This window comes from Shewanella sp. Choline-02u-19, assembly GCF_002836205.1.
In the GTDB taxonomy this organism is placed as follows: domain Bacteria; phylum Pseudomonadota; class Gammaproteobacteria; order Enterobacterales; family Shewanellaceae; genus Shewanella.
Genome location: NZ_PJBE01000013.1, coordinates 621,681 through 646,640, shown reverse-complemented (window position 1 = coordinate 646,640; position 24,960 = coordinate 621,681). Strand labels below are relative to the sequence as shown.

The window sequence follows — 24,960 nt, the reverse complement described above, 5'->3', positions numbered from 1 at the left end:
CGTTTAGCTCTGCTAGATATATTTGACATATAATCGCTATTTGCTTCAATCATCTGCTGTCTACTTCGATGTAGTAGCGTCGATATTGCAGAAGGCATAAATGAACCATATCGACAAGATATTAAACCGCGATAAATGCTCAAAGGCTTACGCCAACAAGCATAAAAAAGTCACTTTGTCAGAACACCTCATTATCTCACTTCATAAAATGACCTCAGCATATCTAAAAAGCATCACTTAAAATTAGTTGTATTCACTTGAACTCAGGACGCTGATTGTTGATAGCCTTTGACCTATAGGGTTAACTTGCCATCAAAGATGACATCTTTTATCCAGCACGATAATTAATACCAATCGCATTAAGTAAGCTTTTTTATTTACTTAACTTGCTGTACATGTAATATTTAGCTATATCATTACCAGATAAAGCTAAATATGAAAAAGATGTCTACTCGCACGACTCAAGCTGAAGCAAAAAAAATACTGATGATCACTTTAATAGTGACGCTTATCAGTGTTGCTGGTATTGCCCTTCCCTACCCCATCTTAGCGCCGCTTTTCGAACAAGGTGAAAGTGCATTAACTCAGTTTCAAGGTCTACCTAAAGAGCTGTTGTTAGGCATAGTATTAGGTGTCTACCCCTTAGGCATTATTATAGGTAGTTCTTTTATTGGCGCTTTATCTGATAGTTACGGTAGGCGTCGCTTATTAACTCTCACCTTAGTGGGCAGTGGTATTGGCTATAGTGCAACCGCTTTCGCTGCACTCTCTGGTAACTTTGCGCTATTTTGTATCGCAAGGCTAATGACCGGTGTGTGCGAAGGCAATATTTCGATTGCCCGTGCAATCGCAGCGGACCTTCACCCTATCATCGATAAAACTCGCAGCTTTTCTCTCATTAGTGCAATGGGCTACGGTGGGTATTTATTAGGTCCTCTTATGGGTGGCTATTTAATTTATTCGGGGATTGAAACGGTATTTATTGTCGCGGCTATTGCATGTTTCTTATGCGCAGGATTAAGTCACTTCCTCATGCCATCAAGCCTAAACGAAACGACCAATGCACCAAGCAATGCTTCAAGCCTTGTACTGCTGCGCCAAGTTGATTTACGCCGTTTTTTTATGCTGTACTTATTGTTAACTATGGGAGTCAATCTCTACTACGAATTCTACCCCCTATTTTTAGTCAGGCAATTCAGCTACACCCCGGTAGATATTAGTTGGGCTACCGTATTCTTAACGGCATGTATGATTTTTACCAGCATTTGGATTAACCCAAAAATTCAGCAAACAATGTCACATGCTAGAGCAGGCTTAATGGGAGTCATTATCTTTGGCTCTGCCCTTACCGCGCTTCCCTTTCTCACCAGCCAGCTATATTTAATTTGTTTCGCACTAATGGGCGCAGGAATAGCCATTTATAACGGTTTCCTGCCAGTGTACTTATCGAATTCATACCACAACAACGCACAGGGACAACTGATGGGAATGTTGGTGACTATATTCTGCTTAGGTAACCTACTCGCTGCGGGACTTGGCAGTATATTGAGTATACTTGATGTGAAATGGGCTTTACTCAGTGGGGCTTTAGTCACATTTTTTGCAGCTGCGGTGTTCTTTCATGGCCATTACCGGGCAAAAATATGGCCACAACCCTCGAGTGCACCAGCTTAAATAAGTTAAGCAGCAATGGGCTATTTATCGAATGGTACCGAGTAACCCAGTGCACTTTAGTCGCTGGGTATTTCACATTGTCCCAATCCATAAAGATGGGCTTTAAAAACAGCTCAGCATAAACCCCGGTATTAATTAATATATGTTAAGCAGTAAATGACACTGGGCTTTTTGCATTCGCAGGCGATATTAACTTATTGACGAGTACAGCCAGTACACTCAAGCAAATCATTGAACCGAATACAACACCTTGCCAACCCCAATGTTGCCAAAAAGGTAACAAATAAGGTCCGCCAATGGCAGCGCCTAGATAGTAACTGCATAAGTACAGCGCTGTGGCTTTTGCACGATGTTGCTTAGCGATAAACGCAACCCAAGCATTACAACTGCTGTGAATAAGAAAAAAACCAAATGAGGAGACCAGAAACCCTATGTAGATGGTAATCACACTATCAAAAAGGGTAAATAGTGTCCCTAGCATTAACGCGAGAACTGACAAACTAAATACACGCTTAATGCCCAGTTTACTAATCCATTTGGCACTACGATACGATGCATATGTACCGCTTGAATAACAAAGGAAGATCAAGGTTACCTCAAAAGGTCCCTGCATGAAGGGGCTCGCCATTAAATGCAGTTGTATATAGCTAAACTGATTGACCATCACCATGAATGCGACGCCACCTACAAGATAAATCAATCTCAACTTTGGGTTAGCTAGATGGTGATAAAATCCTTTTAAATCTGATTGCACAGCCAATTTTCCAAGTCCAAGCTTAGGCTTAACAAACTGACTGTCAGGTAACATCGTTGCAGCGAGTATCGTGCCAATGAGCGATAAAGCAGCCAACAGCGCCATTGCCTCATGCCATTGCAAATATTCAGACATCATACCGCCAAGCAACCTACCCGTTATACCACCAACACTGTTCGCTGCAATATAAATGGCCCCCGCTTTTAACAGCACATTGCCACCAAGCTCATCTTTAAAATAAGCCATTGCCATCGCGGGCACTGAAGCGAGTAAAACCCCTTGTACCATTCGCAATGCAACAAGTTGACTGAAATCACCAATAAATATTGCAATTATATCCACAATAACGAGCAGATAAAGGCTAATAATGATCGGGCGTTTACGGCCGATACGATCTGACAGAACTGCAAACAGTAGCAACGAAAATGCCATCGTGAAGCTTGTCACCGATAACAATAAAGTCGCATGTGTTTTTGACACCGAAAATGACTCGGCAATAAGCGGTAGCATTCCCTGAACAAGATACAAATTGATAAAAATAACAATCGAAGCAATAGATAAACCGCCAATTAATTGTAGTTCGCGCTTATCGTTAACCTGCACAGCAGTATTGCTCATAATAATATGACTCTTCACAACGTTGTCTCAGTCCGATGATCATAGCAATGCTAGTTACATAACGATAATAACTAAAAACAGCTCTATTCATTGATTTTTGTTATGGAAAGTTAACTTCAAAATTGGCAGTATAAGCACTCGAGAACAAAACATTTCGTCGTTCCGCCTTAAGTGGGTTTGCTATGGATATAAAACAGTTAAAACATCTTGATGCATTGATAACCTCAGGAAGCTTTACTAAAGCCGCGCAACAATTAAACATAGCGCAACCAGCACTGAGCCAGAGCATAAAAAGGTTAGAAGACTCACTCGGAGTCACCTTAGTAGACAGAGGCGCCCACAAACGCAGTAAGACGCTTTCTTTAACGGCTGAGGGACGTGCACTACATCAACACGCAACGCTTATTATTAAAAATATGGCGCAAGCAGAAGCCCATATCAAAGCAATGGCGAACTTAACCAAAGGTGAGGTGAGAGTAGCCGTTCCTGGTATGCTAGGCTCTTTCTATCTGCCAAGTCGGTTAATGGCTTTTAGGCATCAACATCCGGACTTGAAGTTATCATTATTTGAAGGTGGTACTCGTGACACGTTAAAAATGCTGCTACGAGAAGATGTCGATATCGCCATCATTACTGCCAACGATTTGAACGAAAACTTTGAAAGTCACCTTTTACTGCAAGAACAGATGGTCGTTGCCGTAGGTAAACATCATCCGTTAGCCGATCAAGCTTCCGTGCCCCTTGAACAGTTTTTTCAACACGATTTAGTCCTATTTAAACAGGGATACTTTCATCGAGAATGGATGCTTGCACAGGCTGAGTTATTGGGCCTCAATGCCAGTATTGCGTTTGAAACTAATCTTATCAATCTTATCAAACAAGTGGTTGCCCAAGAGTATGGGATTACCAGTGTTTTAGAGATGGTGATTGAACCGCATGATAATATATTGGCAAAGCCTTTTGAACCGCCAGTGTATTTAGACCTGCATATAGCTTGGAAAAAACAACGCCCAATCAGTAAAGCCGATCGGGCGTTTGTCGAATTCTTAATGCAAAACCGCTAGAAATGGCCGCTAAGCATTAGCCTATACCGCGTCGTGTTGATTCTCGGGAATCGCATCAATAAAAACTTGTTGAGCTAAGCAATGTGCATTAACCCGTACAATATTAGGAAATAACGTCATGTCAACGTTAAATCGCTCTGCGTTATAAACTTGCGGCACCAGACATAGGTCAGCTAACGTGATGTTATCGCCAAAACAGAAATCACCACTATATTGTGCCAATTGCTGTTCTAATGCAGCAAACCCCTGATTTACCCAGCTGTGATACCACGCCGTTTTTGCGCTATCGCTAGTCTCTAACTCTGCGGCCAAATACTGCAATACTTTTAAGTTATTCAAAGGATGAATTTCACACGCTACCGTCAGCGCCATCGCTCTTACAATGGCTTTGTCAAAAGCACCGATAGGTAAAAGTGGACTATTGCTATACTTATCTTCAAGGTACTCGATTATCGCAAGTGACTGCGTTAACACCCACTCTTGGCCATCTTCATCTGTTGTCACCAATGTAGGCACCAACTCCTGTGCATTCAAGGCAGTGTATTGAGACTGATGTTGCTCACCACCATTTTTGACTAGATGAACAGAAATTTGCTCAGCAGTTAGTCCTTTGCAATTAAGCGCGATACGCACACGGTAAGCAGCGCTTGAACGCCAGTATCCATATAATTTCATCATTGTTAAATTCCCTATTATATCAATTGCACTGACTCACAAGCGAGCAACCAATATCTCATCAATACGTATTGAGTTGAAGCCTGAGCGCTTCTGTATTAACGACTTATTTAATGCCATTGGTATTATCTAAACCCAACAGCCTAAAAATAAAAAAGAGCTAACTCTTTACGAATTAACTCTTCATCTTGCTAAGTACATCAATGGCTTAGGCTAAAAATCAAGCTTTATACTCAACAACCTGCTGGTCAATTGTGCCAAATATTGAATGCTCATTTTCATCAAGCATTTCAATACGAACACGGTCGCCAAAGCGCATAAATGGCGTCGATGGCTTACCTTCTGCAATGGTTTCAAGCATACGAGTCTCAGCAAGACAGCTTGAGCCAGCACTGCGGTCATAGTTAGAAATCGTTCCAGAACCAATAATGGCACCAGCCCCTAAAGGACGACTCTTAGCCACGTGAGATACCAATTGGCTGAAGTTGAACGTCATGTCGACACCCGCGTTTGGACGACCAAACAGTTCATTATTCAGATGAGTGATTAATGGCAGATGTACTTTACTATCTTGCCACTTGTCGTTTAGCTCATCCGGCGTTACCGCTACAGGTGAAAAACTACTTGAAGGCTTAGCTTGGAAGAAACCAAAACCTTTGGCTAATTCTCCTGGGATCAAGTTTCTTAGGGACACATCGTTAACCAGCATTAACAGTTTAATGTGCTTAGCTGCATTTTCTGTTGTAATTCCCATTGGCACATCATCGGTGATCACGGCAATTTCAGATTCAAAATCAATGCCCCACTCTTCACTCGCTAATAGGATGTCGGCTTTAGGTGCAATAAAACAATCTGAGCCACCTTGATAAACTAACGGATCTGTCCAAAATGTTGCTGGCATCTCAGCCCCACGAGCCTTACGTACCAATTCAACATGGTTTACATAAGCACTACAATCGGCCCATTGATAAGCTCTTGGAAGCGGTGATAGGCACTTAGCTTCGTCAAATGCGATTGCGTTATCCATCAAACCTTCGTTCAATGCATCATAAAGCTCAACCAACTGTGGGTTAAGTAGATCCCATGCATCTAGCAACTGCTGCATAGTATGAGCAATAGCGGGCACTGCAACCGCTTTAGTTAGATCTCGGCTAACTAACATTAACTGGCCGTCACGGCGTCCATTATCATAACTTGCTAACTTCATACTCACTCCTAATAAAATGTGGCTAGCTGATTATCCCAGCTTTTGCATGCTGTTTTAAATGGATCAAGCTGACGCCTAAATCTACTTTGCATAGAAATATGCATTAACTATGGCAATAGTGGAATAGCGTGAGCCAAATCACATTTATGTAGAATGGCCCCTAGTTTGTAAACATATGATTACAGCCTATATAAAATAGGCTGTAATGGGGGTTATTGATGATTTATCGCTGCTAAAGCAAGCAATGACTGGCAACCCGTTGTTACAAGGTTTTTTGCTTACTTATTTTGTATTCACGCAACTTATTCGCAATAGCAGTGTGAGACACTCCTAACTTTTTAGCTAATTGGCGTGTACTTGGGTAAGCAGGATATAATCGACGCAGTAAACTGGCTTCAAATTGCTTCATCGCTTGCTCAAGGCTGCCCTCGAATTGATGATCAAAATAGCCAAAACCTTCAGCGTATGATGGTAATTTAAGCTGGTCTACCGTCAATTCCGCACTGCCATCCCACATTGATACAGCCCTAAAAATGGCATTTTTAAGCTGACGTATATTGCCAGGCCAAGCATAACCCAGCAGATGTTCACGGCACGCACCTGAAATACGACGAATAGGAATAGATAATTGCTGGCTATAATGCTCCAAAAACATTTCTGTCAGTGGAATAACGTCAACTTTTCGCTCGCGCAAAGATGGCACATGAAAGCCTAATACGTGGATACGGTAATAAAGATCTTCTCTAAATTCACCACTTTGACAAAGTTCAGCTAGATTTTTTTGCGTCGAACAGATAATCCGAACATCACTACGCACCTCTTCATCGCCGCCAACACGTCTAAAGGTACCGTCTTGTAAAAAGCGTAATAACTTAACTTGTGCAGATCGAGACATCTCAGCGATTTCGTCTAAAAAGACCGTTCCGCCTTTGGCTTCTTCAAAAAAGCCGCGTTTAACCACACTGCCATTACTCACATAGCCAAATAACTCTTCTTCGGCTGCGCTGTCTGGCATAGCGGCGCAATTAATCGCAATAAAAGGTTGATCACGGCGCATACTGGCGTCATGACACGCTCGTGACATCAACTCTTTACCGGTCCCAGTTTCGCCGGTGATCAATAATGGCGCGTCTAACTGAGCCATTCTACGGGCCTGCACAAGCACCTCTTTCATCTTATCGCTTGTGGCTAATACATTTTCAAAACCTGCTGTTTGGTTTTGCAACGCATTAAACTGTTTACCTAAACGGGCCGGTGACTTTAAAGACACCACAGCACCAGCAAGAATCGGGTTTTCACTACCGTCCGGTAAATAGATAGGTAACATTTCGGCCAGATATTCGTTCTCACCAATATTGACCCGGGTCGCTTGCGCCAGTACGGTTGATTCGCTCAACCAACGGCTAAAATTGAAGCCTTGTACCCAGTGACCAATAGATTCTTCGATGACCTCATGTTCAGCCATACCGATAATATGCAAAGCCGATTCGTTCACAATACGAATACGCCCTTTTATATCGAGGGAAAATACCGAATCAGGCAACGTCTTTAATAAAGTTTTTAACGCGTAATGCTCTTGTTCTGAAGGCATAAAGGAGACGGTTCGTACATCATGTACACCTTCTACTTTGCGGATGAGCGGCAGTAACTCACTGAGCATATCAAAACTAACCTCAGCAAATTGCAGATACAGAAAACCCTGATTGCTAGCATCGATAGCAAACAAGTTGATCCCATAATCTTCCATTATCAATAATATATCTTTCGCTAGACCGACTCGGTCCAAACAGCTGACTTCCAAGCGCATACTATTGCAGTTCCCTTTTCTAAATAATTGTTATTGGGATAAAACTAATTGCATTAACTATTTAATGGCCTTTGAAGCTAATTTAGTGGCAGCATCAATGGACAAACACCGACCCACTTTCGACGAATCGCAGACAATCAAATAGTTAATAAAACTGATAAGAAGCGAGTAACCAGCATTAAGCGACGCTAAGCTCTGATCCAATAAGAAGAACAGATAACTGTTGAGCATATTTCGCCTATACGTTAAAAGGTTATGAGGGTTGTGGCAAGGCTTGTTTACAGCAGATTTGTAACATAAAGAAAAAAGAAGCGTGCCAGCAACGCTGGCACGGCATAAAACTAGTCAGCTAATAATCCATCTGTTTTGGCAGCCATAATAAAATCGTTCTTGTGCAGCCCCTTAATTGAATGAGACCACCATGTCACCGTCACTTTTCCCCACTCGGTCAAAATGCCTGGGTGATGAAATTCAGCCTCAGCAAGATCGGCGAGCTTATTGGTGAACGCCATTGCTAACTTAAAATTCTTAAACTTGTACACACGCTCAAGCTGCATAATGCCGTCACGAACTTCTACAGTCCAGTCAGGGATCATACGTACAAGTTCACCCAGCTCGGCATCACTCACTTTAGGCGCATCTGCTTGACAGGCTTCACACTTCATTTGGGCTAATTCAGTCATTATCTTTCCTTTAATTCTGTAATTTAAATCGTATTTAGCCAGCTTTAGCAGGATACGTTGCTGCAAATAATCCAAGCTGCTGGGCTTTCTTTACTGCGCCCATAATATCCATTTCAGCGATACCATCGAGATCACTAATACTGTTTATTGCATAATAGATGGGTTGCATAATATCGATACGATAAGGGGTTCGCATCACATCGACCAGATCGAACGGTCTAATTTCAGGCTCATTGCCCATCACAAAGAGTGTTTCACCAGGCGAGCTTATAATACCGCCACCATAAATACTCAGGTCATTATTAGTTGCGCGTATTATGCCAAACTCAACAGTAAACCAATAAAGTCGTGCTAAGAAAACACGTTCCTCTCTGCTTGCTGCTAATCCTAATTGGCCATAAAGATGCGAAAAATGGGCAAACGATGGGTTGGTCAGTAATGGACAATGTCCGAATACTTCATGAAAAATATCAGGCTCTTGCAAATAATCGAGTTCTTCACGACTTCGAATAAAGGTCGCTACAGGAAAAGACTTATTCGCTAGCAGTTCAAAAAACTTACCAAAAGAGATAAGCGCCGGTACTGCCGCCGTTTTCCATCCTGTCGTTTCTTGTAGAACAGCATCAATTTCACTTAGCTGCGGGATCCTATCGCTTGGTAATGCCAGGCGCTCAAGTCCATCGATGTAAGCTTGGCATGCACGGCCAGGTAAATTGACAAGCTGTCTTGCATAAAGCTCTTGCCAGATATCATGTTCGTCTTGTGGGTACTGGATACGGCCACTTGCATCAGGCAAGTGAGCGATATACTTCGTTAGTTTGCTCATGGTGATAAAACACTCGTAACTATTGCCTGCCTCCATAGTTAACCAAACTCGGTTTTTTGTTAACTAGATCACAGTTTATTCTTTACGCGTTACGGCCGACTTAATGTAACGAATAAATTACACACATCTATCAACGCCAATAAATGCTTTTATTAACAGTGTATTTAATGTACGCCTATGTTTACATCTTGCTTGGATTTATAAAGCCAAACCATAAAATACTTCACTAAAAAGTGTAGAAGGGAGCTTTAACCCTGTACAGCCTTAAATTGCTGAGCAAAGAGGCTTAAAGGACATTGAATACTCGCTAAACAATATACGATGAAAATATCGCCTTACAAGCGTCAAATTTAATAAATATCAATCAGCAGCGCCAAAATCAAAGCACACATGATATTAATTCAGTATAGAATAGTGATACAGCACTAATCCATTGATAGGAAAAGTAGGAAGATAATGAAACAACATAAGATTCTAAAAGCAGTTATCCCCGTCGCAGGTCTTGGTACACGGATGTTGCCAGCAACAAAAGCGATGCCTAAAGAGATGCTGCCCGTTATGGATAAACCCCTTATCCAATATGTTGTAAAAGAAGCTATCGCAGCGGGGATTAAAGAAATTGTTCTGGTCACCCACGCCAGTAAGAATTCCGTTGAAAACCATTTCGATACCAGTTTTGAGCTTGAAGCGCACCTTGAGCGCCGAGTGAAAAGACAGTTACTAGCAGAAGTGCAATCAATCTGCCCTGCTGATGTGACCATTATCAGTGTGCGTCAAGCGCAAGCAAAAGGTTTAGGCCATGCCATTCTTTGCGCTAAAACCATTGTTGGCGATGCCCCTTTTGCAGTGTTATTACCTGACGTTATTGTCGATGACGCCAGCAGTAATTTAGCCAAAGACAATTTGGCACAAATGGTTGCATTATATGACGAAACCGAAGTCGGCCAGATAATGGTTGAAGGCGTGCCACACGATCAAGTCGATCAATACGGTATTGCAGACATTGGTGGCAAAGAGTTAAAACCAGGTCAATCACTTCCGCTTACCCAATTAGTTGAAAAACCAGATGTTGATGACGCACCGTCTAATTTGGGTGTCGTTGGCCGTTACGTCCTTCCAGCTGACATTTGGAAGTACCTAGCAAAGACTCCAGCGGGTGCTGGTGACGAGATTCAATTAACCGATGCGATTGCCATGCTAATGGAAAATCAAACGGTTAATGCCTATTACATGCAAGGTAAAAGTCATGACTGCGGTAATAAGTTGGGCTATATGAAAGCCAACGTAGAGCATGCACTGCGCCATAAAGATATTGGCCCAGAGTTTGCCAAGTATTTAAAAGACATAGTGAAAAGTCTTTAATACTTATTTCACTTCATGAGTAAAAAAACAAAGTAGTAAAGGATATTAAGATGACAATTTTGGTAACAGGTGGTGCTGGTTATATCGGCACGCATACAGTAGTCGAACTGCTTAACAGCGGCAGCGATGTAGTGATCGTCGACAATCTAAGTAACTCTTGTGTCACTGCATTAGAGCGCGTCGAGACAATCACGGGTAAATCGGTAACCTTTTGCCAAGGCGACATTCTGAATAAACCTTTTCTACAAAAGGTGTTTACCGACCATGAAATTGAGTCTGTCATTCATTTTGCAGGCTTTAAAGCGGTTGGTGAATCTGTAGAGCAACCGCTTCGTTACTATGAAAACAACGTTACTGGCACCATTGTTTTATGCCAAGTAATGCACGAGTTTAACGTCAAGAATTTAGTCTTTAGCTCTTCCGCAACGGTTTATGGCGATCCAGCATCCTTGCCGATAACGGAAGATTTCCCAACCAGTGCCACTAACCCTTATGGGCAATCGAAATTGATGGTTGAACATATACTCACTGACCTACACTACTCAGATCCGAGTTGGAATATTGCCCTACTAAGGTACTTTAATCCTGTTGGCGCTCACGACAGTGGTTTGATTGGTGAAGATCCAAATGATATTCCCAATAACCTAATGCCGTTCATTACCCAAGTCGCGGTAGGAAAACGAGAGCAACTCAGTGTGTTTGGTAATGATTACGATACCGTTGATGGCACTGGTGTGCGTGATTACATCCACGTGGTTGACTTAGCTATTGGTCATTTAAGAGCACTTGATAAACTCCGCACCCAGCCGGGTCTAGTAACTTATAACCTCGGCACAGGTCAAGGCTATAGTGTGCTAGAAATGGTTAAAGCATTTGAAAAAGCCAGCGGCACCGTCATAAAATATCAATTGGTTGCAAGACGAGCAGGCGATATAGCCGCTTGTTATGCTAATCCACAAAAAGCCTTAACGGAGCTTAATTGGCAGGCAACGCATAATATTGATGATATGGCACAAAGTAGTTGGCATTGGCAGTCAAGTAACCCTAATGGCTATAGCAGCTAAGCAAACAATACGTTTAGTTAGTTTTGCATTTACGCACTATCGACATAACCAAGAGTACAGCGGATGAACAGTATCAATCAAAGTCGACGTCGTCTTTTTAATCGTAAAAAGAATGATGCCGTTCATCTTCCTTGGGTGAAAAAAGACATCGAGTTTACCGATGAATGCACCCGCTGCAATAAATGTATTCAAGCGTGTGAAACCAACATCATCATCAAAGGTGATGGTGGTTTTCCCGAAGTCGATTTTAACATTGATGAATGTACTTTCTGTCAGCAATGCGTTGATGTTTGCCCAGAACCTTTATTTACCGACACCAGCGCTGCGCCTTGGGAAGTCACCGCCTCAATACAAGACACTTGCATGGCCTATCAAGGCATATGGTGCCAAAGCTGTAAAGATGCTTGTGATGTAAGCGCTATCAGCTTTACCATGGCGATAGGAAAAGCGCCTCAACCTAACATCGATGTTGATGCTTGCACGGGTTGCGGTGCCTGCGTTGCGCCTTGTCCATCAAATGCAATATTGATTAAGATCTAATTAACACGGATATTTTTCATACTAATATCTCTTGCCATAAATCCTTTTCTCCAATGAACACTAAAGCTTAGCTCTCTCCCATGCTGTAGAGCCAAAATAATGACAGCGAGTGCCAAATATAAGTGGTTTTTAAATGTTTTTTTTCAAGGTAACATCAAGCTACCTTGACTAACAGCGACGCATTTATGTTTAAAAGAAAAAGAAGCGGTGGGCTCACTTATATTGCCCAAGGAACCAAACTGACGGGAGAAAGTGAATTCAGCGCCGAGGCATTAGTCTCTGGTGAAGTTTATGGTGACATCCAATCCACAAGTAACATCACCATTGAACAAGATGGCCTAATCGATGGCGTATTGAATTGCCAAGAACTGCGAGTATCAGGCACCTTTCGTGGAAAATTAAACTGCAATAAGCTCAATATAACCAGTACTGGCGTTGTTGACGGTGAAGTGGCTTGTCAATCAATGGAAATTTTTGAAGGCGGCCAGTTTATAGGAATGCGTGTTCGTGACGAAATAGCCTTCTTACCCGCCTCTTCAGTAGACAAACAAGAAGCCGTTAAACCAGCACAAATTGAAGATGCACAATTATCCACTAACTGATGATGAGCTAAGAACTAAGTTTATAAAACAACAAGGCTTTATAAACTTAGTTTTTATATTATTAGTTGTTTTAGCTCTATACTTTTATAGATTGGATATTTATCCGCTTCAATTAGCTCTATTGACCAAAGCCAACCTTTGATACTCGCGCAGTAGCGCCATAAACTCGTCCGCAGGCCTATCTAAAGCATCTGTAGCGATATAAAGATGAAAACCTAAATGACTGCCCAATATACGGCATCGATGGCCAAACATAGCCAGTACGCCTTTATAACGACTATCGTCTTCAATAAAAGGGGTGAACTCTTCACTCATTTGGTTTTCTAATGTCGATAGATCTTCATCTTGCGCCGACGCAGTCATCAATAGCGGCCTTTGCTCCGTCAGCAACCCCGAAGCTAAGCGCAATGAGATGCAGTCTAAGATTGGACCTATTAATTTCAGTTTTATCCCTACATAGGGCAAAGTGAGTGTCTCCACGCCTTGAATCACCCTTGGCTGATCAAATCTTTGAATATTATCCCAATCTATTTTAACCTCACCACGGCGATGAAAGTAGCGGATCCCATCGGGATCAATACTTACCGTCACTTCAGGTTCAAATATCTTAGAGACACCGAGCACCGCTGAAATAGCACCAAAAGCGAAACACACAATACCAGGTGCAAATAGATGGCTACCGTTAATAAAGAGTCCTATCCCGATAGTAAGCCCAGTGATACCGGCAAACGTCAGCGTAAATCCATTACGTTTATTCTCGGGTTTAATGAGCAGCGGTTCTAAATTCAATACTTCCAAAGTGGTGTCTACTATAAGTTGATTAACATAAAATGACTTTAGAGCCATCTGTGGCTCGTCGGGATGACGAGTAACAATCTCGCCAAAATATCAGGCCTTAATATTCACTCCCGACGGTAAGATGAGTAGCCTTACTATGGATTACATCGCGACTCAAATTACACGCTTTAGTTTAAACCAAAGTAAACCGAGATACTCGTGGATAGCACGCTGTGACGATAACAAACTTCCAGCATCAAAATACCACCAATAGGTTTTTCGTTGAGCGAAATCCGTCGGCGCAGCTGTTACATTTAATCCAGCATGTTCAAATATCGCCATAGAACGCGGCATATGACTTGCTGAGGTCACCAAGCGAAAAGGCGCATCCACCACTTCCCATTGCATATACTGTGCTTCTTCTATGGTGTCTTTTGCTAGCGGAAACTTAATAATAGAATTTGGGTTGACTCCAAGCTCTACCGCAGCATCAAACATAACATCGGCATGGGCTCTTTTGTTAGTCCCTCCGCTCCAGCCGCTGACCACCAGCTTACAGTCTTCACCTAAAGAGAGTTGTCTTATCCCTTCACTCAAACGGGCCAATGCAGTATTTGATAACTGTTGCACCGCAGTATGATTGTCAGCCTCGTCATGACCGCTGCCTAACACCATCACTAAGCAACCTTTACCCATAGGCTCATTATTCACAGGGTACATATCTTCTAGCGGGGCTAATAGTGCGTTGCTGCCCATGCTGCTGCACAGAATAATTAATAAACCACCCGCCATCGCTAACAGGCTTTTTGCCAACTTTCGATTACGGATCACAACAAAACTAAGGACAATAAAGATGATCACCAAGGGCACTGGCATAAATAGCTGAGAAACGATCTTCTTTAACAAAAACATGGGATAAAACCAGAAAGGATTAAACAGAACTGTAAGCTTAGCATGCTTCTCAAGTGGTAAGGTTAGCGATTATTCTTGGCCGTCACCTTCAAAAAGGCAACATAAAGCATGTAGTAAGAGATAAAAAAGCCATATATTCGATATGACTTCGTCGTGAGCTTTGGCGGTAAAACATCGCGCGCTCTATATCTCGTGCTTGCTCCAAAGCCAAGCTGCACCACGAACGCCAGATGATCCGCCATACATATTTTGCACTACAGGCGTTCGACATTCACCGCCAAGCACATATTTAGATAGCAGATCTGGCAGCAATGGATAGAGTGCTTCAATGTTAGAGACACCACCACCAAGCACTATCACATCAGGGTCTAAAATATTAATCACATGGGCCAGTGAACGCGCTAACCTATCGATGTACCGCTCAAATGCCTCTTTAGCAAGTACCTCTCCGGTTTCGACTCTTGCAGCGATTTCAATTCCGCTTGTCGCATCGCCGCCCGCCTGCTTATAGTCACGTACAAATCCGGTACCAGAGATAAAGGTTTCAATACAGTTTCGATTACCACAAAAACAAAGGGTCGAATTAAACTCATCAGCACTCATCCATGGCAGAGGATTATGCCCCCATTCGCCACCAATGCCATTACCGCCACCATGAACTTTACCATTGATGGCAAGCCCTCCTCCGCAACCAGTACCAATAATTACGCCAAAAACCACACCTTTACCGGCTGCTGCGCCATCCATAGCTTCAGACACAGCAAAGCAATTAGCATCATTAGCAACTCGCACCTCTCGGTCGAGGCGTTGACCTAAATCGGCATCCAGTGGATGGCCATTGATCCAAGTTGAATTGGCATTTTTTACTAAACCAGAATAAGGTGATACCACACCGGGGATCCCCACACCAACAGTGCCAGTTTCGCCAAGTTGAGACTCGGCTTCATTAATCAAGGCTTCTATCGCATCTAAGGTCGCCACATACTCTTTGGGCGTAGGGACACGTTTACGAAAAAGCTCTTCGCCTTCGTGGTTCAATGCAACCAACTCAATTTTTGTACCACCAAGATCGACGCCAATCCGTAACATTTAACCCTCTCTCATAATCGTAGTGATCATCATTCTAATGATGATATTGAGGCAACATGCATTAGTGCACAAAGCCCTTAAGCCTATCTTATTGAACGCTATTGTTTACACTCTAATACTTAAAAGCTAACCCTCAAACATATGACTTAAACACTCATGTTTAAATCATATTACCTAGACCCAGTGCGGCGCATAAGCAATAAAGTATGGATTCAAAATATCTGACTTTTGGTTGTAATCCAGTGCGGTTTCACTGCCATATTGCAGCACTTTTCCACCAGCACTCTCTAACACGGCTTGGGCCGCTGCAGTATCCCACTCGCTCGTCAGACCTAATCGTGGATATATATCAGCTTCGCCTTCAGCCAGTAAACAGAACTTAAGTGAACTGCCCACACTCTTCATTTCATGCTCGCCAAGTGCTTGCAAATAAGTCTGTAAACCTGGACTAATATGCGAGCGGCTGCCGACAACCCGTGGCACGGTTTGTTTATCCAAGTCTATTTTAACCAGTGGTCGTTGTGTGCCTGCTTGTTTCAACCAAGCACCACCATCATGACTGCCAAAGTAACATTTATCTAAAACAGGAGCATAAACAACACCTGCTATCGCTCGCCCTTGATGAATAAAGGCGATGTTAACGGTAAACTCACCATTTCGTTTTATAAATTCTTTGGTACCATCCAATGGATCTATTAACCAGTAAGACTGCCATTGCTTTCTTTCATCCCATGCTATGGTAGTTGACTCTTCAGACATAACCGGAATATTCGGCGTTAGCTTAGCAAGTGCGGCAACGATGACGTTATGACTTGCTAGATCGGCGGCGGTAACAGGGCTATCATCCGATTTAACATCAATAGTAAAATCATCTGTCGCATAAACCGTCATAATTGCATCACCTGCAGCGACAGCAATATCGACTATTGATTCCAACCAAACGGGATTGAAAATGGCTGTTTTACGGTTGCGTTGTTCTGCTGACGTTTCTGTTTCAATCCGACTCAAGGTGCTCTCTCTTATGCTTAATATTCCCAGCCGACCATTATGCCATCGACCCAAAACAAAATTTAATAACCAATTGCTCAATCTCGGTCTAAAAGATACTAAGCCAGTCTCATAAACAAAAATAGTGTTAGCGCTATGTTGCATTCGTATTCAATCGCTTTATTCAAATTACATCTCGCGATACCTGCCATTTATCGCCATATCAAGCTTAATAGCAAACTCGCCTGTTGGACTTAGCATCGTTTTGCCACCCGCTTTTGATACTTGTAACTCAATGCCATCATAAATTGAGCTGCCACCGGGAAAATCAGCAAGTTAGCATACAACTGAATTATCGAGACCTCGCTTTTGGGGGCGATAAATCAAATAATTGGTTAGCGTTTGACGTCTTACTGGGCTCTAGTTTGGACGACATTCATTTGCGATCTACTTTTACACTAAAGTAAATTTATTCTTACGGATATAACTCGCACAGTAAACCGGTGATCCATTGATGAGTCTGAGTTTGGCTTGAACGTTGATGCCATGCGGCCACAACCTCAAAATGGGGTAATGGCTCAGGTAATGCGACTTCAACTAATTTATCATTTGGTAACATACGTGATGGTAAAAATGCCAAAATCCCCATTGCTTCGATGCAATCTGGCGCGGCTGAAAAACTCGGTAATGACATAATTATATTACGCTGGAAACCCTTGGCAGCGAACCATTCGTCTGCGGAGCCCTTTAGGCTTGCGCGTGAAGGTGAAATAACTAATTGTGGCGCTGCAGCGATTTCTTTTAAACTAAGTCCCTGATACTTTTCAGCAATGCCCTTAGCGGCAACACAAACATGACGTTCTTCATACAGTAACATTGAAGGGCAAGTTATCGGAATAAACGCTGGAAAGGTTAATGCTAAATCAATCTCACCTGTGGCCATTAGCTGATTTAAATTATCAGATTCAAATCGACGAATGATTATTTTTAAATGCGGGGCCTGCTGTCTAATTTCCACCAGTAAAGACGGTAAAACAGCGCGCATCGCATAATCTGAGGCACTGATTTTATAGACCCCATTTAAGCGTTGTGGGTCAAACTCAGCCACTTCAGTTAATTCACCAATGGCCATTAATATCTGTTGAACTTTAGGGGCTAACTCTTGCGCTTTTGGGGTTGGAACAACACCATGACTGCTACGAATGAATAACCGATCTTGGAATATATCGCGGAGTTTTTTCAGTTGTTCACTCACCGCTTGCTGGGTGATCCCTAACTTAACCGCTGCCTTAGTTAAGCTATGTAATTGTAATAGTGCCGCTAACACCCTTAATTGTTTTATTTCCAGCTTACTGATATCAGCCATACTTGTTTCTCATACACACTTTACTTGATTTTCATTGTACCTAAGCAAGTATATAGTTCAACTCATTCGCCACACCATGATAAAGACCCTAATGAACAATGACATTTTATTCACGCCAACTAAACTCGGCGATCACGTTTTAAAAAACCGTATTGTAATGCCACCATTAACCCGTTCACGTAGTACCCAGCCTCACAATATTCCAAATGAATTAATGGCTAAGTATTATACGCAACGCGCTTCTGCGGGGTTTATGGTCACCGAAGGCACTCAAATTGAACCTCGTGGTCAAGGTTATGCATGGACACCGGGGATTTACTCAGATGAACAAATCGAAGGTTGGAAAATAGTCACTAAATCGGTGCATGATGCCGGCGGTATTATCTTTGCTCAGCTTTGGCACGTTGGCCGTGTTTCACATACCAGCTTGCAACCCGATGGCGCAGCACCAATCGCCCCCTCTGCAATCAGAGCGGATAATGTAAAAGTGTTCATTGAAACAGGTCCTGGTGAAGGGGCATTAGCAGATCCAAGCATGCCACGTGAACTATCAACTCCTGAAGTAAAAGAACTTGTCGCCCTTTATGCTCAAGCTGCTCGCAATGCCATGGCTGCCGGTTTTGATGGTGTTGAATTACACTGTGCCAACGGTTATTTAGTGAATCAATTTATTTCTGAGCACAGTAATAAACGATCTGATGAATACGGCGGAAGTTTAGAAAACCGTTTACGATTCTTAAAAGAAATCACTCAGGCGGTTGCAGATGAAGTGGGTAAAGAGCATGTAGGCGTTCGATTTGCACCACTGTTTGCCACTACTGACGATGTGCGTGTTTATCTTGGTTTAGTTGAAGAAAATCCACATAAAACTTATATCGAAGCCATTAAAACTATCGAAAATATCGGTATTGGTTACCTGTCCTTGGCAGAAGCTGATTGGGAAAATGCACCTGATTTACCTGACGCTTTCTATAAAGACGTTCGTGACACATTTTCGGGCATCATCATGTATGCAGGTAAGTACTCGGTAGAAAAAGCCAAGCACATCCTTAATCTGGGTTACGGTGATATATTTGGTTTTGGTCGTCCCTTTATTGCTAACCCTGATTTGCCCGCTCGCATCAAGAATGAGTGGTCATTCAATGATGCGGACTCGACAACCATGTACGGTGGTACAGAAGTGGGCTATGCCGATTACACTGAATACTCAGCTTAACCCCAAATCAAAACAGTCTGCTAAATGAGCATAAAGCCCATCGTTTAAGAATACTTGAGCCATGCTGCGGACAGATCATAACCCTCAATATTACTGATAATATTGAGGTTTTTTTGTTTAAAAAATAAATGGCATGGATTTATGGATTATTTAAAAGGCCGTACTGATGATAAGGAAAGTAGAAGCACATATCCATCAGCGCCAGAGGTTAACCTCAAACGTAAGCCGAATATATGCAAGCAATTAAATCTTCAGAATAGATATTGAATGTTGTTAATGCTAGAGCGCTTAACAACCTTTACCTCTGCACATAAACCAGCGACGTAATCCTTTCGTCTACCTCATCATCAACGTCCTATTCACTGCTTATGTAATAACAATCAACATTATGAATAATTGAGTAACTAAGTGATCGTTATTAGCGCTTATATTGAATAACAAATCACTCTACACTGTTAGCCTTTAGCGAAATACACTAGAATGCGCTTCATTGACATAAGGGATCCCAATGAAACTCAAATTATTAGCAGGACTTTTTCTTTTCGGTTGTAGCTCAGTGCAAGCAGCATGGTGGGTTGAACCGACAGATTTGGCACTTAGAGCCGACATTCAACTACTTTCTGATACAGGGGTTATTGTCCAACCCATTACCACCTACCCATTGATGTGGGATGGTCTAAAACAAGATTTAGATAAAGCCGAACCAACTCAACTTTCAGATCATCAGCGCAGTGCTTTTGACAGAGTTAATCGTGCCTACGATAAAGATCATCGTGCATTTAGCACCAAAGTTGAACTTGCAGGCGCTACTGACACCACCAGATTTATTGGCTTTGGCCAAGATTATCGCGATAAAGGCGAAGGAACCGTTAGCGCCGAAGTCACCCAGGACTGGTTCAGTGGCCGACTTTCAGCCAGCTATCACGCCGATCCTATTGATGGCAACAGTACCCGTTTAGATGACAGTTTTGCCGCTGTTATGTTGGGTAACTGGATAGTCAGTGCCGGTGCACAGCAAAAATACTGGGGGCCTGGCTGGGACAGTGGTTTAATTCAGACCACTAACGCCAGACCTATGCCTGGAGTCACTTTGAGCCGTAATAACAGCCAAGCATTTGAAACGCCATGGCTCAGCTGGGTTGGCCCTTGGACCTTTACCACCGCATTTAGTCAGATGGAAAGCGACCGTTACGTACCAGAAACTAAACACTGGGGCGCACGCGGTACCCTCAGACCTATCTCAAAACTCGAGGTCGGTTTTTCTTGGACGATGCAATGGGGCGGCGAAGGTTATGGTAATGGCCTAGGCGATTGGTGGGACGGCCTGTTTAATGGCGGCGGAACCGAAAGTGAGCTTGAGAACGGCCAAGAAAACATGTTAGCAGGATACGATTTCCGTTGGTCAGATACCGCCTTTGGTATTCCTTATGGGATCTATTACGAGCGCACCCATGAAGATTTCCATACAGAGAAGAATCGATTAATCAACGCCGCTAATATGGGCGGTATTGACTTTGTATTATCCGACTTGAACACTCGCGTATTCTTAGAATACTCAGATACTAAAGTGTCTTGCGGTATTGACCCGCAAAAGTATAACTGTCTGTACGAGCATGGATTCTACCAAAGTGGCTATCGTTACTATGGCCGTAGCCTAGGTAGCACTTATGATAATGACTCAGAAACATTCGTTATCGGCGGTATTACTCAGCTAGGTGGCGGGCAAAATATTACCAATAAACTACGTTGGTTACGCCTTAATACCGATGGCATTGATAATGGACTACCAGAAGGTGGCAATCCAGTGTCACCCGGTGAATATGAGCGTGTTTACCAATATGACACCAGCTACCATAGACCTTTCTATGAAGGCACTCTAAAAGTGGGTGGAACCGTGAGTTACAGTCAATATGTTACCTCTGGCGGCAATGACTGGGATACGACACTCTATGCAGGTTGGGAACGAAGCTTCTAAGCGCTAACCCTCTTTAGCTTAACCGATACTGATGTCGATGCCTTAAGCTAATATCTGAAAAAGGAGTACACCGTTAAGGTTTACTCCTTTTTAATTGCTTAACTTACTCGACACCACAACCCAACAAGCTTTCACCACACTAGTGGCAATAGCGCGATAATACCTATTTGCCACTCAATGCCTGTATGGCTAACATCACTTGTAACTGCTGCTGCCATGAAGCGCGAATTAAACTGTCATGTTCCATTGATATTTCAGCGAGTATTTTATCAGAACATAAGCCGCTATTCGTCGGCCTGGCAGCCAATGGATGAGGGTGCAGCTTTTGCCAACACTCCGTTGATATAGGGGTAACAGTGCAATGCGATTTGCTGTCAGCCTTACCCATTAAGTTCTGAATATGTCTGGAAAAATCAAACCACGAACAATGTCCATGACCTGCGTAATGATAGACATTGTCGCCACAAGATAAAGCATCACCGCTTAAGCAGTGTTTGTTATCTTGCTTGCGTTCGTTCACGGCTATTTTAACTAATTTAAAAATGACTACCGCTAACGGTTCACACCAGGTTGGACTGCCCCTTTGCGTATCAATCACACTAATTTTATCTGAGCTGCGAAACAGCTGTTGCATCGTTTTGACAAAATTTTGTTGCCATGCGCTGTAAAGCCAAGCTGTTCGAACGATATAGGCCTGATTGCCTAATATTTGCAGCACAGCTTGCTCTCCTCCAAGCTTACTTTTACCATACACAGAAATAGGCGATGGACGATCCTGTTCATCATAAGCCGAGCCTTTATCTCCTGAAAAAACAAAGTCCGTTGAGATATGGATAAGCTTAACCTCGTCTCGCTTACATTGCTCAGCAAGTAACTTAGGCCCCTGAGCGTTAATCTGGTAGGCATTATCAACATCTACCTCCGCTTTATCGACAGCATTATATGCAGCGCAGTTAATCAGCACATCTGGCTTTATGTGTTTAAAAGCAGCATCAATTGAAACGGGATCGCAAATGTCTAACTCTTGATGCGCGAGCAGGTATATTTCATCTAGTTCACTTAAACAGCTCGCCGCTTCAGGTAAAAAACCAAGTAATTCACGCTCCGCGCCAATGTTAATAGATCCTGTGCTTCGATCATAAAACGGACTCACTTTAACCTGCGCACCACTGAGATCCGCGATTAATGCTAATGCATGAGCTAATTGCCCTCTGCCGCCTGTAACCAATATTTTCATAGCACAATGTTCATCGTATAACGTTCATAAAATCTATTTTCATGTATACCTCGATGGCCGACATCATGCCCTGTGTGTAGCGCAGATTGACCATATCAACTTGAGTTTCAATGAGAGAATACATGACAACAAAATGCATTGTTAAAAAAGCTTACTCAATTAAATCAGAGTACTCATCAAGGGATGCATGGCCCCTCGCCGATAGAAAGCACAACAAGGCTTCAGGGCTACGGTTAAGTAACCGTTCAATTGGAAACTCCACCGCCTCTATTATCTCAATGGCTTTTTCAAAGTTGCCTAAGCTAAAAGCGACGTGAGAATCAGAGCCCATAACAAGAAGTCCACCAGCCTCTTTGACAGCATTGGCAATGGCGGTACAGTTTGCTTCACTGCCTTTTCTTGAGGTCAAAAAAGAGGAGTTATTAATCTCTAGTGCAACATTATGTTTGGCAGCGGCTGCAGCTACCTTGTTAATATCGATTGGATATACCGTGTTACCGGGGTGAGTAATAATGTCGACATTACCGCTTTCAATACAGTTGATGAGTGCGCGAGTGTGAACCTCTTTAGTCGATGGTGGAAACACTGGTTCATGAAATCCCGCCAATACAATATCGAGCGTTTGTAAGTAATCGCCAAAAAAGTCGATATCGCCTGCATCATTTTTTATATTCGCTTCAATACCACGTAACACACCGACACCATCAATGATGCGGGGTAATACTCGCATATTAACAAAATGCCAAAAATGAGGAGCATCTGCCATATCAGGCCCATGATCGGTGATGGCAAATAACTTGATGCCTTTCTCTTTCGCAACACGAATATAATCATGCACAGTACTATAAGCGTGAGTTGACGCTATGGTATGAGCGTGGGTATCGACTAGGAATTTCATGATTAATCTCGTTCTAAAAAACAAAAAGAGTAGACTCAAAGTCTACTCTTTTTGCAGTTTTTTCTCTATGTTCTATCGATATAAAAAGTCACTAGCCCTCTTGAGTTAAGCTACCCTCAACCTCTTCCCAACTCTGTCTTTTTCTATAGATTGTCGAAGCGCTAATATCCAGCAGTGCAGCCGCTTTAGGCACATTGCCGCCACAAAATGCAATCGCATCTTCAATGGTCTGCTTCTCGGTGATCCATAGCGGGACAATATCAACTGGCACTGCAGGTGTTGCTACTTGCTCAGAGAAATCCCCCTCAACCTCTGCAACCCCTTTAACCACCGAAGAGGCATCAGCATTAACATCAGCAAAGGTCGTCGAAGCGCTCTGAACTTTAGGCGCGATATGTTTCACATTAATATCCGCGGTGACCTGCACCGGTAACATATCAAACTCAACCATTTCAGCATCATTAAGCACCACCACTTGTCTAATGACATTCTGCAATTGCCTAACATTGCCCGGCCATTGATAATTTTTAAGGCATTGCTTAGTCTCGGCGCTAAAGCCTTTAAACTGCTTGCCCTCTTCCTTGTTGTACTCTTTGAGCAGCTTATTCGCTAGCAGCGAAATATCATTACCGCGCATTCTTAATGGTGGCAGTTCAATTGGGATCACATGTAATCGATAAAACAGGTCTTCTCTAAAACGACCCGATTTGACTTCATCCCAAGGAGTACGGTTAGTCGCACTCACAAAACGGACGTCAACTTTTTCCTCTTTAGTGCCGCCAACGCGCTGAAAAACACCAGTCTGGATAAAGCGTAATAACTTACTTTGCAGATCCAAATCCATTTCGCAGATTTCATCAAGAAACAGTGTCCCCTTGTGGGCGCGAGTTGCCGCACCATCACGGTGTGCTATAGCCCCCGTAAACGCCCCTTTTGTGTGACCAAAAATTTCACTCTCGATCAGGTCTTTCGGAATAGAGGCACAGTTTAATGCGACAAAGGCTTCATCTCGGCGACTACCAGCATGATGAATAGCATCGGCGCAGACTTCCTTACCAGTACCACTTTCGCCCACGATAAAGACAGACGCTTTACTATTGGCAACGCAGTCAATTGTTTTATAAACGGTTTGCATCGCCAACGACTCACCAATAAACCCCAAATAATGAGGTTTGGGTAAACTGCTTTCATATTTAGCCACCAAGTTAACCAGATGTCGTTGCTTAAGGGCATTTCGAACGGTAATCGATAAACGCTTGGCATCGAATGGTTTAACCAGGAAGTCAAAGGCGCCAGCTCGCATAGCATCAACCGCGAGACCAATTGTGCCATGAGCGGTGATCATAATAACGGTAATATCAGGATACTGTTTTTGAACAATATCAAGAATATCCATACCAGACATATCGGGAAGTTTAATGTCTAACACTAACAGGTCCGGTTGCCACTGCTTTAACTCATTTAGCGCATCCTCACCATGATTAACATGAGTAACCTTCGCACCGTCCGCACGTAAGTACTCCGTGTATAGCGCTCCGAGCGACATGCTATCTTCTACGAGTAATGCACTGAACGAGCTCGTTATATCCATATAAACAATCAACCTTTAATAAATTATCAAACCTTA

General features: G+C 42.8%; 22 protein-coding genes. 8 read left to right on the top strand and 14 right to left on the bottom strand.

Features of this window, described 5'->3' with window-relative positions; genetic code table 11:
• Positions 1 to 435: 435 nt before the first annotated feature.
• Positions 436 to 1,674 (top strand): MFS transporter, encoded by a 1,239-nt coding sequence (locus CXF83_RS09505; protein WP_101089293.1) that lies wholly within the window; start codon positions 436 to 438, stop codon positions 1,672 to 1,674.
• Between the two features lie 145 nt (positions 1,675 to 1,819).
• Here the strand turns inward: CXF83_RS09505 and CXF83_RS09500 are convergent, their stop codons facing one another.
• On the bottom strand, positions 1,820 to 3,046 hold the full coding sequence (locus tag CXF83_RS09500; protein WP_101089294.1) for an MFS transporter: 1,227 nt from the start codon (positions 3,044 to 3,046) through the stop codon (positions 1,820 to 1,822).
• A gap of 182 nt (positions 3,047 to 3,228) precedes the next feature.
• Here CXF83_RS09500 and CXF83_RS09495 point away from each other — a divergent pair, with 182 nt between their 5' ends.
• Positions 3,229 to 4,110 carry a LysR family transcriptional regulator gene (locus CXF83_RS09495; RefSeq protein WP_101089295.1) on the top strand — a complete coding sequence of 294 codons (882 nt, stop codon included), beginning with the start codon at positions 3,229 to 3,231 and terminating at the stop codon, positions 4,108 to 4,110.
• A 21-nt stretch (positions 4,111 to 4,131) separates the two neighbouring features.
• Here CXF83_RS09495 and maiA read toward each other — a convergent pair whose 3' ends face one another.
• The 5 genes from maiA to phhA all read right to left on the bottom strand — a co-directional run bounded on the left by maiA (position 4,132) and on the right by phhA (position 9,308).
• Positions 4,132 to 4,785 carry a maleylacetoacetate isomerase gene (maiA, locus tag CXF83_RS09490; RefSeq protein WP_101089334.1) on the bottom strand — a complete coding sequence of 218 codons (654 nt, stop codon included), beginning with the start codon at positions 4,783 to 4,785 and terminating at the stop codon, positions 4,132 to 4,134.
• A 220-nt stretch (positions 4,786 to 5,005) separates the two neighbouring features.
• Positions 5,006 to 5,992, bottom strand: a complete 987-nt coding sequence (locus CXF83_RS09485) for a fumarylacetoacetate hydrolase family protein (protein WP_101089296.1) — start codon at positions 5,990 to 5,992, stop codon at positions 5,006 to 5,008.
• A gap of 262 nt (positions 5,993 to 6,254) precedes the next feature.
• Complete coding sequence (gene tyrR / locus CXF83_RS09480) at positions 6,255 to 7,799, bottom strand: transcriptional regulator TyrR (RefSeq protein WP_101089297.1); 1,545 nt, start codon at positions 7,797 to 7,799, stop codon at positions 6,255 to 6,257.
• Between the two features lie 341 nt (positions 7,800 to 8,140).
• A complete protein-coding gene (locus CXF83_RS09475; RefSeq protein ID WP_101089298.1) occupies positions 8,141 to 8,482 on the bottom strand; it encodes a 4a-hydroxytetrahydrobiopterin dehydratase in 342 nt (113 codons plus the stop codon).
• Positions 8,483 to 8,516: 34 nt separating this feature from the next.
• The gene (gene phhA / locus CXF83_RS09470; RefSeq protein ID WP_101089335.1) at positions 8,517 to 9,308 is read right to left on the bottom strand and encodes a phenylalanine 4-monooxygenase; all 792 of its coding nucleotides are present in this window, start codon (positions 9,306 to 9,308) and stop codon (positions 8,517 to 8,519) included.
• Between the two features lie 456 nt (positions 9,309 to 9,764).
• Here phhA and galU point away from each other — a divergent pair, with 456 nt between their 5' ends.
• The 4 genes from galU to CXF83_RS09450 all read left to right on the top strand — a co-directional run bounded on the left by galU (position 9,765) and on the right by CXF83_RS09450 (position 12,876).
• On the top strand, positions 9,765 to 10,670 hold the full coding sequence (gene galU, locus CXF83_RS09465) for a UTP--glucose-1-phosphate uridylyltransferase GalU (RefSeq protein WP_101089299.1): 906 nt from the start codon (positions 9,765 to 9,767) through the stop codon (positions 10,668 to 10,670).
• A 50-nt stretch (positions 10,671 to 10,720) separates the two neighbouring features.
• A complete protein-coding gene (gene galE, locus CXF83_RS09460; protein ID WP_101089300.1) occupies positions 10,721 to 11,734 on the top strand; it encodes a UDP-glucose 4-epimerase GalE in 1,014 nt (337 codons plus the stop codon).
• 63 nt (positions 11,735 to 11,797) lie between these two features.
• Positions 11,798 to 12,274, top strand: a complete 477-nt coding sequence (gene napF, locus CXF83_RS09455; RefSeq protein ID WP_101089301.1) for a ferredoxin-type protein NapF — start codon at positions 11,798 to 11,800, stop codon at positions 12,272 to 12,274.
• Between the two features lie 185 nt (positions 12,275 to 12,459).
• On the top strand, positions 12,460 to 12,876 hold the full coding sequence (locus CXF83_RS09450) for a bactofilin family protein (RefSeq protein ID WP_101089302.1): 417 nt from the start codon (positions 12,460 to 12,462) through the stop codon (positions 12,874 to 12,876).
• A gap of 108 nt (positions 12,877 to 12,984) precedes the next feature.
• Here CXF83_RS09450 and CXF83_RS09445 read toward each other — a convergent pair whose 3' ends face one another.
• From CXF83_RS09445 to CXF83_RS09425, 5 genes are all read right to left on the bottom strand, one after another.
• Complete coding sequence (locus CXF83_RS09445; RefSeq protein ID WP_180961022.1) at positions 12,985 to 13,722, bottom strand: DUF2982 domain-containing protein; 738 nt, start codon at positions 13,720 to 13,722, stop codon at positions 12,985 to 12,987.
• 105 nt (positions 13,723 to 13,827) lie between these two features.
• Positions 13,828 to 14,565, bottom strand: a complete 738-nt coding sequence (locus CXF83_RS09440; protein WP_101089303.1) for a YdcF family protein — start codon at positions 14,563 to 14,565, stop codon at positions 13,828 to 13,830.
• Between the two features lie 183 nt (positions 14,566 to 14,748).
• Positions 14,749 to 15,654: a fructokinase gene (gene mak / locus CXF83_RS09435; protein WP_101089304.1), complete on the bottom strand. Its 906-nt coding sequence runs from the start codon at positions 15,652 to 15,654 to the stop codon at positions 14,749 to 14,751.
• 174 nt (positions 15,655 to 15,828) lie between these two features.
• Positions 15,829 to 16,608 (bottom strand): 3'(2'),5'-bisphosphate nucleotidase CysQ, encoded by a 780-nt coding sequence (gene cysQ / locus CXF83_RS09430; RefSeq protein WP_232775183.1) that lies wholly within the window; start codon positions 16,606 to 16,608, stop codon positions 15,829 to 15,831.
• A gap of 508 nt (positions 16,609 to 17,116) precedes the next feature.
• Positions 17,117 to 18,007, bottom strand: a complete 891-nt coding sequence (locus CXF83_RS09425) for a LysR family transcriptional regulator (RefSeq protein ID WP_101089306.1) — start codon at positions 18,005 to 18,007, stop codon at positions 17,117 to 17,119.
• Positions 18,008 to 18,098: 91 nt separating this feature from the next.
• Between CXF83_RS09425 and CXF83_RS09420 the strand changes: the two genes are divergently transcribed.
• Together CXF83_RS09420 and CXF83_RS09415 are read left to right on the top strand one after the other, a co-directional pair.
• The gene (locus tag CXF83_RS09420) at positions 18,099 to 19,223 is read left to right on the top strand and encodes an alkene reductase (protein ID WP_443018844.1); all 1,125 of its coding nucleotides are present in this window, start codon (positions 18,099 to 18,101) and stop codon (positions 19,221 to 19,223) included.
• 508 nt (positions 19,224 to 19,731) lie between these two features.
• Positions 19,732 to 21,198, top strand: coding sequence for a capsule assembly Wzi family protein (locus CXF83_RS09415; protein ID WP_101089308.1), 1,467 nt, complete (start codon positions 19,732 to 19,734; stop codon positions 21,196 to 21,198).
• A gap of 163 nt (positions 21,199 to 21,361) precedes the next feature.
• Here CXF83_RS09415 and rfbD read toward each other — a convergent pair whose 3' ends face one another.
• From rfbD to CXF83_RS09400, 3 genes are all read right to left on the bottom strand, one after another.
• Entirely contained in the window at positions 21,362 to 22,435 is a 1,074-nt protein-coding gene (gene rfbD / locus CXF83_RS09410) for a dTDP-4-dehydrorhamnose reductase (protein WP_101089309.1), read from the bottom strand.
• A gap of 151 nt (positions 22,436 to 22,586) precedes the next feature.
• On the bottom strand, positions 22,587 to 23,333 hold the full coding sequence (locus CXF83_RS09405; RefSeq protein WP_101089310.1) for a phosphatase: 747 nt from the start codon (positions 23,331 to 23,333) through the stop codon (positions 22,587 to 22,589).
• Positions 23,334 to 23,424: 91 nt separating this feature from the next.
• Entirely contained in the window at positions 23,425 to 24,924 is a 1,500-nt protein-coding gene (locus CXF83_RS09400) for a sigma-54-dependent transcriptional regulator (protein WP_101089311.1), read from the bottom strand.
• Positions 24,925 to 24,960: the final 36 nt, after the last annotated feature.

Bases quoted from the DNA above. Each gene is read 5' to 3' on its own strand.
- CXF83_RS09505 (WP_101089293.1), top strand. From the start codon at position 436: ATGAAAAAGATGTCTACTCGCACGACTCAAGCTGAAGCAAAAAAAATA.
- CXF83_RS09500 (WP_101089294.1), bottom strand. From the start codon at position 3,046: ATGAGCAATACTGCTGTGCAGGTTAACGATAAGCGCGAACTACAATTA.
- CXF83_RS09495 (WP_101089295.1), top strand. From the start codon at position 3,229: ATGGATATAAAACAGTTAAAACATCTTGATGCATTGATAACCTCAGGA.
- maiA (WP_101089334.1), bottom strand. From the start codon at position 4,785: ATGAAATTATATGGATACTGGCGTTCAAGCGCTGCTTACCGTGTGCGT.
- CXF83_RS09485 (WP_101089296.1), bottom strand. From the start codon at position 5,992: ATGAAGTTAGCAAGTTATGATAATGGACGCCGTGACGGCCAGTTAATG.
- tyrR (WP_101089297.1), bottom strand. From the start codon at position 7,799: ATGCGCTTGGAAGTCAGCTGTTTGGACCGAGTCGGTCTAGCGAAAGAT.
- CXF83_RS09475 (WP_101089298.1), bottom strand. From the start codon at position 8,482: ATGACTGAATTAGCCCAAATGAAGTGTGAAGCCTGTCAAGCAGATGCG.
- phhA (WP_101089335.1), bottom strand. From the start codon at position 9,308: ATGAGCAAACTAACGAAGTATATCGCTCACTTGCCTGATGCAAGTGGC.
- galU (WP_101089299.1), top strand. From the start codon at position 9,765: ATGAAACAACATAAGATTCTAAAAGCAGTTATCCCCGTCGCAGGTCTT.
- galE (WP_101089300.1), top strand. From the start codon at position 10,721: ATGACAATTTTGGTAACAGGTGGTGCTGGTTATATCGGCACGCATACA.
- napF (WP_101089301.1), top strand. From the start codon at position 11,798: ATGAACAGTATCAATCAAAGTCGACGTCGTCTTTTTAATCGTAAAAAG.
- CXF83_RS09450 (WP_101089302.1), top strand. From the start codon at position 12,460: ATGTTTAAAAGAAAAAGAAGCGGTGGGCTCACTTATATTGCCCAAGGA.
- CXF83_RS09445 (WP_180961022.1), bottom strand. From the start codon at position 13,722: ATGGCTCTAAAGTCATTTTATGTTAATCAACTTATAGTAGACACCACT.
- CXF83_RS09440 (WP_101089303.1), bottom strand. From the start codon at position 14,565: ATGTTTTTGTTAAAGAAGATCGTTTCTCAGCTATTTATGCCAGTGCCC.
- mak (WP_101089304.1), bottom strand. From the start codon at position 15,654: ATGTTACGGATTGGCGTCGATCTTGGTGGTACAAAAATTGAGTTGGTT.
- CXF83_RS09425 (WP_101089306.1), bottom strand. From the start codon at position 18,007: ATGGCTGATATCAGTAAGCTGGAAATAAAACAATTAAGGGTGTTAGCG.
- CXF83_RS09420 (WP_443018844.1), top strand. From the start codon at position 18,099: ATGAACAATGACATTTTATTCACGCCAACTAAACTCGGCGATCACGTT.
- CXF83_RS09415 (WP_101089308.1), top strand. From the start codon at position 19,732: ATGAAACTCAAATTATTAGCAGGACTTTTTCTTTTCGGTTGTAGCTCA.
- rfbD (WP_101089309.1), bottom strand. From the start codon at position 22,435: ATGAAAATATTGGTTACAGGCGGCAGAGGGCAATTAGCTCATGCATTA.
- CXF83_RS09405 (WP_101089310.1), bottom strand. From the start codon at position 23,333: ATGAAATTCCTAGTCGATACCCACGCTCATACCATAGCGTCAACTCAC.
- CXF83_RS09400 (WP_101089311.1), bottom strand. From the start codon at position 24,924: ATGGATATAACGAGCTCGTTCAGTGCATTACTCGTAGAAGATAGCATG.